The sequence below is a fragment of the Bifidobacterium colobi genome, assembly GCF_018555455.1.
Lineage (GTDB): Bacteria > Actinomycetota > Actinomycetes > Actinomycetales > Bifidobacteriaceae > Bifidobacterium > Bifidobacterium colobi.
Genome location: NZ_JAFEJU010000004.1, coordinates 272,630 through 289,751 on the forward strand (window position 1 = coordinate 272,630; position 17,122 = coordinate 289,751).

The window sequence follows — 17,122 nt, forward strand, 5'->3', positions numbered from 1 at the left end:
AGCGTTCACGCGCAGTGCAGCAGGAGGATTACACCTATGGTTACCATGAATCGCAATAAAGTCGTCATCGTCGGCACCGGTCAGGTCGGCTCCACCGCAGCGTATGCCATCGTGACCCACGGCCTGTGCAACGAGCTGGTACTGATCGATCATTTTGCCGAAAAAGCCATTGCTGAAGCGCATGACCTTGATGATGGCAGCGAATTCCAGGACCGTCACGTCAAAGTGCATGCCGGTGATTACTCGGATTGCAAGGATGCCGACATCGTGGTCATCACCGTGGGCCGCAAGCCGCCGGCGAATTCCACGCGTATGGCCGAACTTGGCTTTACTGTAGGCTTGGTCGGCGATGTGGTGGATCAGGTCATGGCTTCCGGATTTAACGGCGTCATCATCATGGTGTCCAATCCGGTCGATGTGATGGCCTGGTACGCGTGGAAGCGCTCCGGCCTGCCGCGCACCCAGGTGCTGGGCACCGGCACCGCACTGGACACCTCTCGTCTGAAGACCATCATCGGTGAGGAAACCGGATTGGATCCGCGCAACGTGGGCGGTTTTGTGATGGGTGAGCATGGCAATTCCCAGTTCACCGCATGGTCCACGGTGTCGCTCGGCGGCAAGCCATTCAGCCGATTCCTCGCCGACAATCAGGATCGATTCTCTTCTGTATCCACTGCGGAAATCGAAGAGAAGACCCGTACGCGCGGCAATGAGATCGTAGCCGCCAAGCACGGCACCAACTATGGCATCGCCTCCACTGTGGCCGGCATTGTGCAGACGGTACTGTGGGATGAACGCCGCATTGTGCCCGTCTCCACACTGCTGGATGGCGAGTACTGCGAACACGACGTGTTCCTTGGCGTGCCCACTGAGCTGCGTGCCAATGGCGCCAATGAAATCGTGGAACTTGAGCTCAACGATGAGGAGCTCGCAAAACTGCACCATTCCGCTGAACTGGTACGTGAGCATTGCAAAGGACTGCTGTGACCAATACGATTGCCGACAATCCCACACTGCTGGTAGCCGACCTTGATGGCACACTGCTGCATGATGCAGCGGTTTTTGAAGATCGAAACATCACCCAGCACAGCATCGATGTCATCCAACGCGCGCATGACGCCGGCTACCGGTTCGCCATCGCCACCGCCAGACCGGTAAGCACCGGGCTGCGATTCGCGCAGATGCTGCCGGCGGACGCCGTGATCTATCTCAACGGCGCACTGATCGACTTCGATCCGGCGCATTCCGATTTCACCACGTTGACCGCCGACAATCCCGATGAGGATGCCAGTCTCGTCAAAATCGGATTCCCCTCTGAACGAGCCTGTGCAGTATGCCGGGATCTTCTGGCGCACATGCCTGATTTGCAGCTCGGCATTGTCATGAACGATGTTCGTTACACGAATTTCGATGTCCGCCAGTATTGGAAAACCCAGTCATTCCAATACACGAATTTCCAAGTCGGCACAGGTGCGCCCGAACAGCATGACATCATCAACATGGAACCGGATGCCGAGCATCCCATCACCGTGCCCAAAGGGATCGCTGATAAGATAACAATCTTTCCGAGAAAGAATCAATGGGAGGCTTTGGCATCACTCATTCCGGACGATTTCGCCGTGTCGATTTCCGAAGGCGTGATGTGGATGCTGATGAATCCCCAAGCCAATAAGCAACATGCGATGACCATTGTGTGCGAACGTCTGGGAGTGCCACTGGCGCAGACGGTCGCGTTCGGCGACGATCTTATCGATATCGATATGATGCATGCCGCAGGCAGGGGAGTGGCCGTGGCCAACGCAAATCCAAAGGTCCTTGACATGGCGGATGAGGTCTGCGCGGCGAACAATGAGGACGGCGTGGCCCAATGGATTGAGGCAAGGCTACAGTAGGAATCATGAACAACACTATGGTGGAGGAACGCGCATACGGCGCGTTGGTTGGGTTGGCTATCGGTGACGCGCTCGGCATGCCTACGCAAAGCATGTCACCGGATCAGATTCGAGCCGAGTACGGCGTGAAGCCGATTCAATCATTCGCGGATGCGTCACCGAAGCAGCCCATCGCACCGAATATGCAGGCCGGGTCAATCACCGACGACACCGAACAGGCACTTGTTCTGGCAAACCAGCTGATTGCAGGGGCTGGCGAACTGGACATTCACCAGTATGCGCAGTCATTGCTCAACTGGGAAGATGATATGAAGGCCAAAGGTTCGCTCGATCTGCTCGGACCCTCCACCAAGTCGGCATTGGAACTGTTCAAAGCCGGGGTGGACGTCAACCTCACCGGTATCCATGGCACCACCAATGGCGGAGCCATGCGCGCCTGCCCTATCGGCATTGCGAACCGACCAGACACCCATCTGGCGGATATCGCACGTCAATCCTCCATAGTGACGCACAACACCACGCAAGGCATCGAATCCACCATGCTCATCGCAGCAACCGTGAGCTATGGTCTGGAGGGCGCCGAAGCCAGTGAAGCCATGATGCTGGCGTTGAACTATGTGACCGCATATCTTGCCATGAACCGTTTTGAAGGCATGGCGGTAGGACATTGGTCGCCCAAGGCGTCGGTCATTGCCCGCACACGTTGGGCCATCAACTGGGCTCGTGAGCATAATGGATCCCAGGCAGGCGATATCTACGATCATGACATGTTCGGCGACCAGCTGCGTGCGCTCGTAGGTACCAGTGTGGAAGCCAACGAGTCCGTGCCTGCCGCGTTCGCCATCGCCGCCCGGTATGCCGAGCGTCCTTATGATGCGTTGTGCGTGGCCGCGAACATCGGCGGCGACACCGACACCATTGGTGCCATGGTCGGTGCCATGCTGGGTGCAGTCCATGGCGTTGAAGGATTCCCCGCGGATATGGTGCACACAGTGCAGGACGTCAACCATATTGATTTGCAGCAGGTAGCCAAGGATCTGCTTGCCATCTCCAGGAGCGTCAGGCAATGAGCAAAGTCATTTCCCTCGGACAGATGCTGGTCGATCTGACCATGCGCATCGATCGCGTACCCGAACCGGGCGGCGATGCCTTTGCCGACGAAGCCGTGGCTCGCGTGGGTTCAAGTTTCAATATTCTGCACGCGGTTCGGCAGATGGGAGTCGCTGCCGCGCACGGTGGCATCATTGGCAGCGGACCATGGGCCACGCAGATTCGCGAAGCACTAGCCTCAGACGGCATCGAGCATATTGGACTGACCGATTTCTCCCGGGATTCCGGCATCTGCATGGCCATGACGGATGCTCGCGCCGAACGTACGTTCGTCACGGTGAGAGGCGCGGAAACCCAAGGCGATGAGCATTGTTTCGATGCCATCACCCCTGAGCCAACCGACATTGTGCATATCAATGGCTACACGTTCGCGCATCCCACGGCCCGTGGCCTGTACACGTTCCTTCAGCGATACCAATCCCACGAATTCACCACAGTCTTCGACCCGTCTTCGGTAACGGCGGGCGCAGAGGATCGACTGCTCACCGCAATCATCGCGCACAAGCCCATCTGGTCATGCAATTATGAGGAAGCCTTGGCACTGGCCCGCAGACTAGGCGTATCCGGCTCCGCACTTGACGATACCGGCAAGACATGCGCATCCTTGAGCTGCGCGGTACAGGCTCCGGTGATTTTGCGCGCTGGCGCATCCGGTGCCTGGCTGTGCGCGGGGCCCGGTGCGCAGGCCGAACTGATTCCCTCGCATCACGTTCATGCCGTAGACACCAATGGTGCCGGCGACTGTCATGTGGGTGTAATGAGCGCAGAGCTTATTCGCGGCGCATCCCTGCATGATGCAGTGCGTACCGCGAATGTGGCCGCGGCAATCTCCGTAACGCGTCGCGGGCCGGCCACCTGCCCGTCTCGCGAGGAATTGGCATCAATCCTGTGAGCATGGCTGCTATGTTTCCATTGTTACAACACGCAAATTGAACTCGAATTGAACTAGGTGTACTCTTTGAACCGTTGTTCAACATGAAATTGAACTTCTGTTTGGAGGGACTATGACCGTCACGGTATTCGCCCAGCGTTTGCGCAACGCCATGGACAGCAGGGGATTGAAGCAGGTCGACTTGGTGCATGCGGCGGAACACCGTGGCGTCAAGATGGGCAAAAGCCATATCAGCCAATATGTTGCCGGCAAAACCATGCCGCGTGAGGATGTGCTTGAGTTCCTCGCCAGCGAGTTGGATGTTGATGCCAACTGGCTCAAAGGAGAGACCAGTGAAGCAACGGAAACCAGTACCGAGGGAGCATCCATCATGTCCACGAATCAGTCGAATAGCATCACCTCGCGCAACGAATCCATCGAGGAGATCCCAGCCGGCCGCCGCAGGGCTTTCGGCAAATCCCACAAACTCGACAACGTGCTCTACGATGTACGCGGCCCGGTGGTCGACGAAGCCGCACGCATGGAAGCTGACGGCACGCACATCCTGAAATTGAACATCGGCAATCCGGCACCATTCGGTTTCCGCACGCCGGATGAAGTCGTCTACGATATGGCTCACCAGCTGACCGATACGGAAGGCTATTCGCCGTCCAAGGGTTTGTTCTCCGCACGCAAAGCCATCATGCAGTATGCGCAGCTGAAGAATCTGCCCAACGTGACCATTGATGACATCTACACCGGTAATGGTGTGAGCGAGCTCATCAACCTGTGCATGTCCGCATTGTTGGACGATGGTGATGAAGTACTGATTCCAAGCCCGGATTATCCGCTGTGGACCGCATGCGTGAACTTGGCCGGCGGCACCGCAGTGCATTACGTGTGCGACGAACAGTCGGAATGGTACCCGGACATCGACGATATTCGCTCGAAGATCACCGACCGTACCGTGGCCATCGTGCTGATCAATCCGAACAATCCGACCGGTGCATTGTATCCCAAGGAAGTGCTCCAGCAGATTGTGGATATCGCCCGCGAACACCAGCTCATCATCTTCTCCGATGAAATCTATGATCGTCTGGTTATGGATGGGCTGAAGCACACGTCCATCGCGTCTTTGGCACCCGATTTGTTCTGCGTCACGTTCTCCGGATTGTCGAAGTCCCATATGATCGCCGGCTATCGAGTGGGCTGGATGGTGCTTTCCGGCAACAAGCGCATCGCCAAGGATTACATTGAAGGCATCAATATGCTGGCGAACATGCGCATTTGCTCGAATGTGCCGGCGCAGTCCATTGTGCAGACGGCACTCGGCGGCCACCAAAGCGTGAACGACTACATTGTGCCCGGCGGCCGACTGTACGAACAGCGCGAATACATCTACAACGCCATCAACAGCATTCCCGGTTTGACTGCGGTCAAGCCCAAGGCTGCGTTCTACATCTTCCCGAAAATCGATGTGAAGAAGTTCAACATTCATGATGACGAGCAGTTCGCCCTTGACCTGCTTCACGATGAACGCATTCTGATCACCCGAGGCGGCGGCTTCAACTGGGGAGAGCCGGATCACTTCCGAATCGTATATCTGCCACGCATCGAAGTGCTGAAGGACGCCACCAACAAGATCGCCAACTTCTTCAGCTACTACTGGCAGAACTAAGTTGATGTCGAGGCTGGCATACAGTGCTGGACACACTCAAGGCCGTTCGGCCAAGCCTACGGTCCCGCATTGCATGCCAGCCTCTCTGACTCCGATTACGAAGACATCACACGAAAAGCGATATCAAATTATCAGTCCCACACCTCTTCGGCGATAGAGCGAACCAGGGCGATCTTTGCCCACTGCTGTTCCTCGGTAAGATGATTACCCTCCTCGGTGGAGGCAAAACCGCACTGCGTGGACAGGCACAGACGCTCCAACGGCACATACTGTGCAGCCTCGGCAATACGAGCCTTAATCACTTCGGGATCTTCCAGTTCCGGCTTCTTGGAAGTAATCAGTCCAAGCACCACCTTCTTATCCCCGGACACCTTGGCGAGCGGTTCGAAATCACCGGAACGATCATCATCGAACTCAAGGTAGTAGGCCGCCACGTTCTCTTCACCGAACAGCACGTCGGCCACCTGGCCGTAACCGCCGGCGGAGAACCACTGGGACTGGTAGTTGCCGCGGCAGATATGCGTGGTGACCACCATGTCATCCGGCACGGCGGCAATCACCGCATTGTTGACTGCAGCATACTGGCGCTGCACAGTCTTGGCGTCCACGCCGAACACCGTATCCTTGAAATCCTCACCAACGAACGCACCCCACGTACAATCATCGAACTGCAGCGTACGGCAACCAGCCTCGTACAGATCATGAGCCACCTGGATGTAGGCGTTGGCGATGGCTTCGGCCAGCGCATCGTTATCCTTGTACGGACTGTTGGCTTCCTCGGCGATGCCCTGCTGCAGCACAAACAATGTCTGTGCGGGGGAGGGCACGGTCTGCTTGGCGATGATGTTGTCATCTTCCAAAGCCTTGACGAACTTGTAGTGCTCCACGAACGGGTGATGCTCACCGCTCAGTTCAGCGTATACGCCAGCGGCTTCAGTCACAGGAGTGCCATCGGAACCCTTGAACAGAATCGGGGCGGTACCGCGCTTGACGCCGTGCAGTCCCCACATGAAGTCAAGATGCCAGTAGGCGCGGCGGAATTCACCATCGGTGATCACATGGAGTCCTGCGGCCTTCTGCTTGGCAACCAGTTCGGTAATGGCCTTGTCTTCCACAGCCTTCAGTTCTGCTGCGTCAATACGTCCGGCTTCAAAGTCGGCACGAGCAGCTTTGAGCTCGGCGGGACGCAGGAAACTACCGACCACATCGGCGCGGAACGGAGCATTATGCTGATACGTCATGGATGCACTCCTTAACGATGATTGGGTGCAGCAACTTGAATAGCCGCTGCACCCAGAGTTGATTCGATTATGGCAACATCGTCTGCCTATCACGCGATCCTTGTGCAATAGACTTGTGCAATAGACTTGCGCCATTGGCAAACGCATACGTTGGGTACCTTATCAGCGCAGGAGCAGCACCATGCGCAGATGTCTCACAAAGCGTCACCGCAACGCCGTACTACCATTACACCTGAGCGTTATGGCCCAGTCTCAGTGAATCAATCACGCCGATCACCGCGCCAACAATGGCGGGCGTCAGCCAACCAAGCTGTTGCTGTTCAAGCGGCAGCAGCTTCAGCACCGATTCCAGCCAAGGCAGCGAACCACCGAACACCATAGCCAGTGAGGCGATGCAGCCGGCCAAGGCCACAATACCCACCATCAGTACCATCCAGAAATACACACGGGGGAACCGCGCCGCAAACACCTTATGCGTAATAGCCAGCAGCACCAGCACAATCGAAATCGGATACAATGCGGAAAGCACCGGCACTGACACCTTGATAATCAGACTCAACCCAGCATTGGAGACAATGAAACTGAACACGGTGAACGCCACCTGCCAAGTGCGGTAGCTTACCGACTTGCCGGCCACCGTGGGGAACTTGGTGTGGAAGTACGTGGCACAGGTGCAGATGAGCCCAGTGCACACGTTAAGACATGCAATGACGAACACCACGCCGAGGAATGCGGTGCCTGCAGTGCCGAATACCGCACTGGTGAGATTCGTCAGCACGGTGGCTCCGGTGTCGCTGTCCGCATTGATGGCGGTAATGGAGCCGGACACCGCGCCCACATAGCTCAGCGCACCGTAGATCAGAATCAGCAGAATACCGGTGCCAAGGCCGGCGACTGCGGTTTCACGCTGCACCTGTGCCTCCTCAGTGACCTCAAGCGCGCGCACGTTTGCGGAGATGACGATGCCGAAGTACAGTGCGGCGAGCAAATCCATCGTCTGATAACCGTCAAGGAATCCACGGGCCATCTGATTGGTCTGGTAATTGCCGGAAGGTGCGGCGGCAGCATCAATACCATGCACGAGACAGGCCACGAACAATACCGCGATCAGCACCAGCAGCAGCGGCCCCATGAAGCGGCCGAGCACTTTGGAGAGTTTCTCAGGATGCTGGGCAAAGAGAAACGCCAGTGTAAAGAACACCAGGGAATACACCAGCTGCGCAACCCATCGGGAACTATCCGGCGTGAATGGTGCCACCATCATTTCAAACGATGTGGTGGCAGTACGCGGAATGGCGAAGCAAGGACCGATGGTCAAAATGATGGCAATGCCGAGAAACAGCGCGAATTTGGGGGAGACGCGACCGGCGAGTTTATCGAAACCATCGGCGAACGTGACTGCCAATACACCAAGAATCGGCAGACCCACAGCGGACACAATGAATCCGATGGCAGCGGGCACTGTAGCCGCGCCAGCCTGTGCGCCGACGAACGGCGGGAAGATCAGATTTCCTGCACCAAAGAACATGGAGAAGAAGGTGAAGGTCATCACCACTCGTTGACGACTGTTCAGTGAATGCATGGTGTCCTCTCGTAGGCGTGTCTCATGGTTGCTGCATAGATCGGTGATGCGTCTTACTGTGCCGACGCCACCATTTCGCCACCATTTCGCGAACTTACCAGTCGGCGGCATCGGCGGCAAGGGCGACTCATGACGATGGCATAGGAATGCCCACGTTTCGGTCATTACCGGATTTGCGCGCTACTGGACTTTCCCAGTCATGCTGAAACATGACATGCTTACAATGCAGAGCATTGTGCTGCACTTGCGTAATCAATGCAGCCAACGGTACGAGCAAGTATGAGGAGGTCGGGGGATGCCTGCTATTTCATGCCGCGCACAGCACGCCATGTATCCCAGCGTCAGGGAGATGTTCGAACTTGCGGCTCATGTGCCGGATGCGATTTCGTTTGCGATAGGGGAGCCGGGCTTCGATACGCCGCGGCCGATTATCGACGCATCCTATGCGGCGGCCATTCATGGCGACACTCATTACACGCCGAATCGCGGAACCGCGGCGTTGCGCCGAGCATGGTGCGAATATCGGCATCATCAAGACGGACTCGCCTATGTGCCACAAGACAATATCATCATCACCGCAGGCGGTATGGAAGCCATGTATCTGGCGATGATTGCCACGCTGGATGAGAATGACGATATTCTTATTCCCGATCCTGGATACGCGAACTATTTCGGCCAGGTGCAGATGGTGCACGCGCACGTGGTGCCTGTGCCATTGCATGACAGCAACGGGTTCCGTATGCGCGCGGCTGAGGTGGAGGCTGCAATCACGCCTCAGACGAAGGCGCTGCTGCTGAATTCGCCATCGAATCCCACGGGCGCGATTATCGAACCAGACGAGCTTGCCAAGATAGCCGAAGTCGTTAAGCGGCATGATCTGTGGGTAATCAGCGACGAAGTATATCGGGCGTTTGTCTATGATGACCGTGTTCGTTGCCTTTCGATTGCCTCAATGCCGGGGATGCTTGACCATACGATTATCGTTGACTCGTTTTCGAAGACCTTTGCGATGACCGGTTGGCGTATCGGCTGTGCATTCGGCCCTAAGGCTGTAATCGATCAGATGATGATCATGCAGGAGAATGTGGTGTCTTGTGTGCCGGGCGCGTTGCAAGTGGGTGCGGCGGCCGCGTTGGAAGGGTCCGCGGACATTCTGACTACGATGAAAGCTGCCTATCGTAAGAATCGGGATATGGTAGTTGACGCAGTGCAGCATATGCCGTTAGTCAGTTGCAGTATGCCGGATGGTGCCTTCTATGTGCTGATGAATGTGAAAAACACAGGATTAAGCGATCATGATTTTGCGGTGCGACTCTTGCACGAAGCTCGAGTTGTAGTCACGCCGGCTTCGGGCTTCGGGTCACGAGGCCAAGGCTTCGTGCGATTATCGTATGTTGGCTCAGTTGAAGATACCGCTGAAGGATTGCGTCGTATGCATACGTGGCTTGAATCGTTATAAGCAGATAAGTCACATATGCACGCATCAGTTGATAGGAGCTGATACAAACAGTTGGGCCCTGATTCATGCATATTGCAAAAATCAGGGCCCAAATACTGTTGATGTGCTATATGTACATCAATCAGTTAGCATGTCTCAGGCGTTCACGCGATCGATGCCGGACTGAACGTCAGCCAGCACGGAATCCCAGGACTTGATGAAGGCGGCGACACCGTCGGCCTCCAGCTTGTCGGTGACGTCCTTGAGGTTGATGCCGAGCTCAGCCAGCTTGTTGATGATGGCGTGGGACTCTTCGTAGGTGCCCTCGATGGACGGAGCGCCGTTGCCGTGGTCGGCCAGAGCGTTCAGGGTCTTCTCCGGCATGGTGTTGACGATGTGCGGAGCAACCAGCTCGTCAACGTACTTGCAGTCGGAGTAAGCCGGGTTCTTGGTACCGGTGGAAGCCCACAGCGGACGCTGAACCTTGGCGCCCTTGGCAGCCAGCTCGGCCCAACGCGGATCCTCGGCGAACTTCTTCTCGAACAGCTCGTAAGCCAGGCGAGCGTTGGCCACAGCAGCCTTGCCCTCCAGAGCCTTGGCTTCGTCGGAGCCGTTGGCTTCCAGCAGCTTGTCCACAGCGGTGTCCACGCGGGAGACGAAGAAGGAAGCGACGGAGCCGATGTGCTTCAGGTCGTGGCCGTTAGCAGCAGCCTGAGCGATGCCCTCGATGTAAGCGTCGATGACCTGCTCGTAACGCTCGAGAGAGAAGATCAGGGTGACGTTCACGGAGATGCCCTTGGCCAGGGTGGCGGTGATGGCCGGCAGGCCTTCGAGGGTTGCCGGGATCTTGATCATGGCGTTCGGACGGTTGACCTTCTCCCAGAGCTCGACAGCCTGCTTCTCGGTGGCTTCGGTCTCGTGGGCAAGACGCGGGTCGACCTCGATGGAGACGCGGCCGTCGACGAAGTCGGTCTTCTCGGCGATCTCACGGAAGATGTCGGTGGCGTTGCGCACGTCGGTGGTGGTGAGCTCGCGAACAGCGGTCTCAACGTCAACCTTGCCGAGCTCCTTGAGCTGAGCATCGTACGGACCGACCTGGCTCAGGGCCTTCTGGAAGATGGACGGGTTGGTGGTGACGCCGACCACGTTCTTGTTGGCGATGAGGTCCTGCAGGGAGCCGGACTCGATGCGGGAGCGGGACAGATCGTCCAGCCAGATGGAAACGCCGTTGTCGGACGTACGCTGAGTTGCTTCAGTCATATTTTTTCTCCTTGTTATTGGCTCCCCTCCCTGAAGAGGGGAGCCGAAATATTATTGGTTCAAGCTTCGTGAGCTTGAGAATCAGGCGTTAGCCTCGGCGATGGAAGCCTCAGCAGCCTCGACCACGTGCTCGGCGGTGATGCCGAGGTCGATCATGTTCTGAGCGCCGTCACCCTGCAGGCCGAACTGCTCGATGGAGACAGGCTTGCCGTAGGAGCCGAGGTACTTGTACCACGGCATGGCCACGCCGGCCTCGACGGAGACGCGAGCCTTGACGGAAGCCGGAAGCACGGCCTCCTTGTACTCGGCGTCCTGCTCCTCGAACCATTCCATGGACGGGAAGGAGACCACGCGAGCCTTGGTGCCCTTCTCAGCCAGGGTCTTGGCGGCGGCGACAGCCCACTGGACTTCGGAACCGGAGGCCATGATGATGACGTCCGGGGTGCCCTCGGTGTCGACGAGCACGTAAGCGCCCTTCTTAACGCCTTCCTTGGCCTTGGCAGCGGTCTCAGCCAGAACCGGCACACCCTGACGGGTCAGCACCATGGCGCCCGGCAGCGTGTTCTTCTTCTCGAAGAAGTAACGGTAGGCTTCGGCGGTCTCGAAGGCATCGGCAGGACGGATGACTTCGAGCTGCGGGATGGCGCGGAAGGAAGCGAGGTGCTCAACCGGCTGGTGGGTCGGACCATCTTCGCCGACGGCCACGGAGTCGTGGGTCCAGACGTAGAGGTTCGGGATCTCCATGAGGGCGGCCAGACGAACGGCGGAACGCTCGTAGTCGGAGAACATGAAGAAGGTGCCGCCGAACGGACGGGTGTGGGAGCCCAGCAGGATGCCGTTGGTGATGCAGCCCATGGTGAACTCACGCACGCCGAAGTGCAGCTGGCGACCGAACTCGTTGCAGTTCGGCCACTGCTTGGTGGCGCACTCGGCCGGGGCGAAGGTGGCAGCGCCCTTGAGGTCGGTCTTGTTGGAGCCACCGAGGTCGGCGGAGCCGCCCCAGAGTTCCGGCATAACAGCGGCGATGGCATTCAGCACGGAGCCGGAGGCGCCACGGGTGGCGACACCCTTGCCGACTTCGAAGGTGGCCTCAAGGTCATCGATGGCCTTGTCGAAGCCTTCCGGCAGTTCGCCGGCCTTGATGCGGTCGTACAGGGCAGCCTTGTCCGGGTTGGCCTTGCGCCAAGCGTCGAACTTCTCGTCCCAAGCCTTGTGGGCTTCGAGACCGCGCTCGGCGACCTTGCGGGCGTGAGCCAGGGCCTCCTCGTCGACGTGGAAGGACTCTTCCGGATCGTAGCCCAGAATCTTCTTCAGGCCGGCAACGGCCTCGGCGCCAAGCTTGGAGCCGTGGGAAGACGGGTCGTTGGTCTTGCCCGGGGTCGGCCATGCGATCAGGGAGTGAACCTTGATGAGCTTCGGCTGGTCCGGGGCGGCGGCCTCGGCCTTGGCGATCACGTCGGCCAGGCCTTCGATGTCCTCCTTGTAGGAGCCGTCAGGCTGGATGAAGCTGAACTCGTCGGTGTACCAGCCGTAGGCCTGGAAGCGCTTGAGCACATCCTCGGCCAGCACCAGGTTGGTGTCGCCTTCGATCTGGATGCGGTTGGCGTCGAAGAACACGGTCAGGTTGCCGAGCTTCTGGTTGGCGGCCAGGGAGGCAGCCTCACCGGAGATGCCTTCCTCGATATCGCCTTCACCGCAGATGGCCCAAATCTTGTGGTAGAACGGGGACTCCTCCTTCGGGGTCTCCGGATCGAGCAGGCCACGCTGGAAACGCTCGCCGTAGGCGAAGCCGATGGCGGAAGCGAAGCCCTGGCCCAGCGGGCCGGTGGTCATTTCGATGCCCGGGGTCAGGCCGTACTCAGGGTGGCCCGGGGTGCGGGTGTCAGCGCCGCCGCGGAAGTGCTTGAGGTCATCCAGGGTCACGCCGTAGCCGGAGAAGTACAGCTGGACGTACTGGGTGAGGGAAGCATGACCGCCGGAAAGGATGAAGCGATCGCGGCCTTCCCAGTTGGGATCGTTGGGATCATGCTTGATGAAGTGCTGGTACAGGGTGTAGGCGACAGGCGCCAGGGAGATAGGGGAACCGGGGTGGCCGGAACCAGCCTTCTCAACCGCGTCAGCCGAAAGGACCTTTGCCATCTTGATGGCGCGCTCGTCGAGCTCGGTCTCCTTGAATTCGGTCATGGATTTACTTTCCTTCCAATTGGTCGGGCCGCGTATCCGGCTTGTGCCGGGCGCTTGACGCCCTCACATTGCGTTTCCCATGTTAACGTCGTAAGCAGACGTTTGTGGTGCATATTTGGCGTGTTTTGGTAAGTTGTGTTCTGTTAGCGTTCACAATTAACACGCCTTCGCTGCCGACGAACGGATTAGCACTCGAAACCAATGAGTGCTAATACAATAGTCAATGCGCCGTTTGCCGTCATCCGCGATGCTTACGGCACACCGAGACACGCCGAACACCATGGATTATGCCTGTTCAGCGTGTCGCAGCGAGGTACGCCGACCGAACGCAAAGCATATTTCGCATGAACAATGATCATCGAGGACTGATCATCGAGGACGTAGGGCGTGATTGTCCAATCCATCCCGCTTCGGTCCGCGATGATTGCTAGTGCACAAGCGCATGATTATGGCAGGTATATAAGGAGGCGCGCATGACGCAATCGAGACGCATGTTGGTGCTGCGCGCCGTGGTTGAGGACTACATCCGCTCGCAGGAACCAGTCGGCTCCACATCATTGACCAAGGCGCATGATCTTGGCGTCAGCTCCGCCACGATTCGCAATGATATGGCGGCACTTGAGGATGAAGGCTATTTGATTCAGCCGCATACGTCGGCCGGTCGAGTACCCACCGAAAAAGGGTACCGATACTTTGTCGATCGGCTGGCCACTGTTGTTCCTTTAAGCGAGGCGCAACGTCGAGGCATCAACAGCTTCCTCTCCGGCTCGGTCAGTCTTAAGGACGCCTTGCAACGAGCGGCTCGACTGCTCTCCGAAATCACCGGGCAAGTGGCTGTAGTGGCTTCGCCTTCGTTGGCCAAGGCCACGCTTCGCCATGTTGAGATGGTGCCGGTGGCCATGAATACGTTGCTTGCCGTAGTCATTACCGACACCGGACGCGTGGCCCAGCATGGTCTTGCCGTGGGCACCATGCCAGCAATCGAGGCAATCAATCGACTGTCATCAACCGTCAACGAACAGTGCGTCGGACTCTCACTTGCCAAAGCGGGGGAGAAGGTTCGCGCCATTGCGGAAAGCGCCGGGTTCGAAGAAGTCCGCGATGTTGCGCAGTCGCTGGCTGATGCTTTCGGATCGATGGCGCTCGACGAGCGAGCCAATGAATTGTACATGTCCGGTGCGTCGCATCTGGCACATTCGAGCTCTCTGGCCGATTTGGCGCCACTGTTCGACGCATTGGAGGAACAGGTGGTGCTGATGAAGCTGATGAGCAATCTCAGCGAGGAATCCACCGCCTCCGGCGTCGGCGTATCCATCGGTTCGGAAAGCCATACGCCAGGCTTGCTGCACGCCTCGGTGGTCAGCAGCGGTTACGGACGCAATACCCGTACCGAAGAAGGGGATGCGGATGGCAGCGCTGCGTCAATTGATACCAACGATAATGAACCCATCGCTTTCGTAGGTTCCATTGGCCCCACGCATATGGATTATGCGGCAACCATGGCTGCGGTCAAGGCGGTGGCCAGATATCTGAGCGCCTTTATTTCAGAAAGCGGCCCTGAACAATAACACTTCCTGCCTTGGCTCTTTCGAAACCGATACCGGCTGACCGAGGGCTGTGGCACAATATCCGGCAGATTACACGAGCACAAAGGATTATCCAGTGGCAGATTATTACGAGACCCTGGGCGTTGACCGCAACGCCAGCGACGCCGACATCAAGAAGGCCTACCGCAAGCTCAGTCGTAAATATCATCCCGACATCGCCGGTCCTGAATTCGAAGACAAGTTCAAGGAAGTCAACAATGCATACGAAGTGCTGTCGAACCCGGATAAGCGCCGTATGTACGATTCCGGCGTGGATCCCAATGATCCGAACGCCGGTACGGGCGGCTTCTCCAGCGGATTCGGCGATATGGGCGATGTTTTCTCCACGTTCTTCGGCTCCGCATTCGGTGGCGGCGCGCAGGGTCCTGTGCCACGCACTCAGCCTGGCCGCGATTCCTTGGCTTCGGCATCCATCGACTTGAAGACTGCCGTATTCGGCGGTACCGCACATGTGAAGATCAACACATTCGCGCTCTGCCAGGATTGCGGCGGCTCCGGTGCACAGGGCGGCGCGCAGCCGGTCACCTGCCCGGACTGCCACGGTCAAGGCTTCGTGCAGAAGGTGGTGCGTACCATGCTGGGCCAGATGATGACCTCAGCTCCGTGCGAACGTTGCGAAGGGCACGGCACCATTATCCAGAACCCATGCCCGAGCTGCATGGGTGCAGGCCGCGTGCGCACCACTCGCAGTGTGGGCGTGAGCGTCCCGGCGGGTATCAACGACAACGCACGTCTGCGTCTCGCTAACCAAGGCGAAGTGGGTGAAGGCGGCGGCGCTGCGGGTGACCTTTATATTGATATCCGCATCCGCAGCGACAAGCAGTTCACTCGTGACGGCGACAATCTGCATTGCTGGATTCAGGTGCCGATGAGCTGGGCTGTGCTCGGCCATGACCTTGATATTGATACCTTCGATGGCAAGCAGACGATCTCCATCCCCGCTGGATGCCAGCCGGAAGATACGGTGACGCTGAAGGGACTTGGCGTTACCAATATTCGCGACAACAGCCAGCGCGGCGATTTGATCGCGCATGTCAATGTGCTGATCCCCACCAAGCTGAACGATAGCGAACGCAGCCTTATCGAACAGTTCGCCGATTCGCATGATGCCAATGCCACTCATGTGGCTCAGGCGTCTCGCCCCCAGTCCAGCCAGAAGAAGAGCGGATTCTTCTCGAAGCTCAAGGATGCCTTGAGCTGAGCCATAGCTTCGAGGCGTTGAAAAGCAACCCTCATCTTATAACGAAGGTGCGGATGTCTTACTTCATCAAGACATCCGCACCTTCGTTATTGTCAGTCAATAATGGCTCAGGGCTGAAAGCAACCGGAAATAATCAGCCAAGCAGCGAACGGCACATCGAGCGGTATTCGCTCACGTATCCGCCGCCGAAGAACACGCAATGGCCGGCGATGGGGTAGAGCTGCCACAGCGTCAGGCGCTCCTGCCATCCGGCCTTCAACGGATGCACCGACTGGTAGCCTTCCATGATCTGTGTCAGATAACTCATGCCGAACAGATGCAGCATGGCAAGATCCTCCTCACGGTGGCCGCCGTGCGCGGCAGGATCGATCAGCACGGCTTCGCTGTGGCCACGGTCCGCGGTCCACATCACATTGCCGCTCCACAGGTCACCGTGCACGCGGGCGGGCTTGTCATTGGCCGCACGACCCATCAAATCAGGCAGCGCTTCAATCACCTTTTCGGTCAGGTCAACGTCGCGCTTATCCAATTCACCGCGCTTGACGCCAAGTTCCACCATCGGGCGCAAACGACCATCGGCGAAGTAGCTGATGGGGTCACTCCAGGTTCCGGTATCCATCTTCACCGGATCCTGCAACGGTCCGAAGTAGCAGGTTCCGGTGTAGCCGTCGGGTGCGGAACCGAAGTATTCGGCGCCGGCATCATGCATGTGTGCGAGCGCCGCACCGAAATCGTAAGCGGCTTTGGCAGTGGGGGAGGAGCTGTTTACTCGTTCGATGTCCAGGTAATCCTTGCCCCAACCGTACACGTCCACCACGCGTGGGCCGCCCTGCTCTTGGGCTGCGCCGAGCCATTCGAGTCCGCGGCCTTCGCATTCAAAGAATCCCTGTGGTGCGAAAGCGCGGCTTTTACGATATGTCGTCATTGTGATCTCTTCCTTCCCTCACCTTGTCCTGATGTTCCTTCCCGTATTGTAGACCGGTATTGTCTCTTTTCTTAGCGCTGTTCTACACCCCATTGGGTAGTGTGTTCTGCGTCATAATTACGAGAAACAACTA

13 protein-coding genes are annotated in these 17,122 nt (G+C 57.8%); 8 read left to right on the forward strand and 5 right to left on the reverse strand.

The window, feature by feature from the left end:
* Positions 1–36: 36 nt before the first annotated feature.
* From JS530_RS07485 to JS530_RS07505, 5 genes are all read left to right on the forward strand, one after another.
* Complete coding sequence (locus JS530_RS07485; RefSeq protein WP_214376561.1) at positions 37–987, forward strand: L-lactate dehydrogenase; 951 nt, start codon at positions 37–39, stop codon at positions 985–987.
* Positions 984–1,892, forward strand: coding sequence for an HAD family hydrolase (locus JS530_RS07490; protein WP_214376562.1), 909 nt, complete (start codon positions 984–986; stop codon positions 1,890–1,892). Before JS530_RS07485 ends, JS530_RS07490 begins: the two co-directional genes overlap by 4 nt.
* 5 nt (positions 1,893–1,897) lie before the next feature.
* Positions 1,898–2,962, forward strand: coding sequence for an ADP-ribosylglycohydrolase family protein (locus JS530_RS07495; protein ID WP_240541132.1), 1,065 nt, complete (start codon positions 1,898–1,900; stop codon positions 2,960–2,962).
* Positions 2,959–3,894 (forward strand): PfkB family carbohydrate kinase, encoded by a 936-nt coding sequence (locus JS530_RS07500; RefSeq protein WP_214376563.1) that lies wholly within the window; start codon positions 2,959–2,961, stop codon positions 3,892–3,894. Before JS530_RS07495 ends, JS530_RS07500 begins: the two co-directional genes overlap by 4 nt.
* Before the next feature lie 112 nt (positions 3,895–4,006).
* Positions 4,007–5,551 carry an aminotransferase class I/II-fold pyridoxal phosphate-dependent enzyme gene (locus JS530_RS07505; RefSeq protein ID WP_240541133.1) on the forward strand — a complete coding sequence of 515 codons (1,545 nt, stop codon included), beginning with the start codon at positions 4,007–4,009 and terminating at the stop codon, positions 5,549–5,551.
* A 131-nt stretch (positions 5,552–5,682) separates the two neighbouring features.
* On the opposite strand, the gene JS530_RS07510 is transcribed toward JS530_RS07505, so the two are convergent.
* On the reverse strand, positions 5,683–6,792 hold the full coding sequence (locus JS530_RS07510; protein WP_214376564.1) for a 5-methyltetrahydropteroyltriglutamate--homocysteine S-methyltransferase: 1,110 nt from the start codon (positions 6,790–6,792) through the stop codon (positions 5,683–5,685).
* A gap of 226 nt (positions 6,793–7,018) precedes the next feature.
* Entirely contained in the window at positions 7,019–8,374 is a 1,356-nt protein-coding gene (gene brnQ, locus JS530_RS07515; protein WP_214376565.1) for a branched-chain amino acid transport system II carrier protein, read from the reverse strand.
* A gap of 295 nt (positions 8,375–8,669) precedes the next feature.
* Between brnQ and JS530_RS07520 the strand changes: the two genes are divergently transcribed.
* The gene (locus JS530_RS07520) at positions 8,670–9,833 is read left to right on the forward strand and encodes a pyridoxal phosphate-dependent aminotransferase (protein WP_214376566.1); all 1,164 of its coding nucleotides are present in this window, start codon (positions 8,670–8,672) and stop codon (positions 9,831–9,833) included.
* 135 nt (positions 9,834–9,968) lie between these two features.
* Here JS530_RS07520 and tal read toward each other — a convergent pair whose 3' ends face one another.
* Both tal and tkt read right to left on the reverse strand, forming a co-directional pair.
* Positions 9,969–11,072 (reverse strand): transaldolase, encoded by a 1,104-nt coding sequence (tal, locus tag JS530_RS07525; RefSeq protein WP_094729408.1) that lies wholly within the window; start codon positions 11,070–11,072, stop codon positions 9,969–9,971.
* 81 nt (positions 11,073–11,153) lie between these two features.
* Positions 11,154–13,256 (reverse strand): transketolase, encoded by a 2,103-nt coding sequence (gene tkt, locus JS530_RS07530; protein ID WP_214376567.1) that lies wholly within the window; start codon positions 13,254–13,256, stop codon positions 11,154–11,156.
* 473 nt (positions 13,257–13,729) lie between these two features.
* On the opposite strand from tkt, the gene hrcA reads away from it, so the two are divergent.
* Together hrcA and dnaJ are read left to right on the forward strand one after the other, a co-directional pair.
* Positions 13,730–14,824 (forward strand): heat-inducible transcriptional repressor HrcA, encoded by a 1,095-nt coding sequence (gene hrcA / locus JS530_RS07535; protein ID WP_214376568.1) that lies wholly within the window; start codon positions 13,730–13,732, stop codon positions 14,822–14,824.
* A gap of 94 nt (positions 14,825–14,918) precedes the next feature.
* The gene (gene dnaJ, locus JS530_RS07540) at positions 14,919–16,064 is read left to right on the forward strand and encodes a molecular chaperone DnaJ (protein ID WP_214376569.1); all 1,146 of its coding nucleotides are present in this window, start codon (positions 14,919–14,921) and stop codon (positions 16,062–16,064) included.
* 133 nt (positions 16,065–16,197) lie between these two features.
* On the opposite strand, the gene JS530_RS07545 is transcribed toward dnaJ, so the two are convergent.
* Complete coding sequence (locus JS530_RS07545) at positions 16,198–16,989, reverse strand: fructosamine kinase family protein (RefSeq protein WP_214376570.1); 792 nt, start codon at positions 16,987–16,989, stop codon at positions 16,198–16,200.
* Positions 16,990–17,122 lie beyond the last annotated feature (133 nt).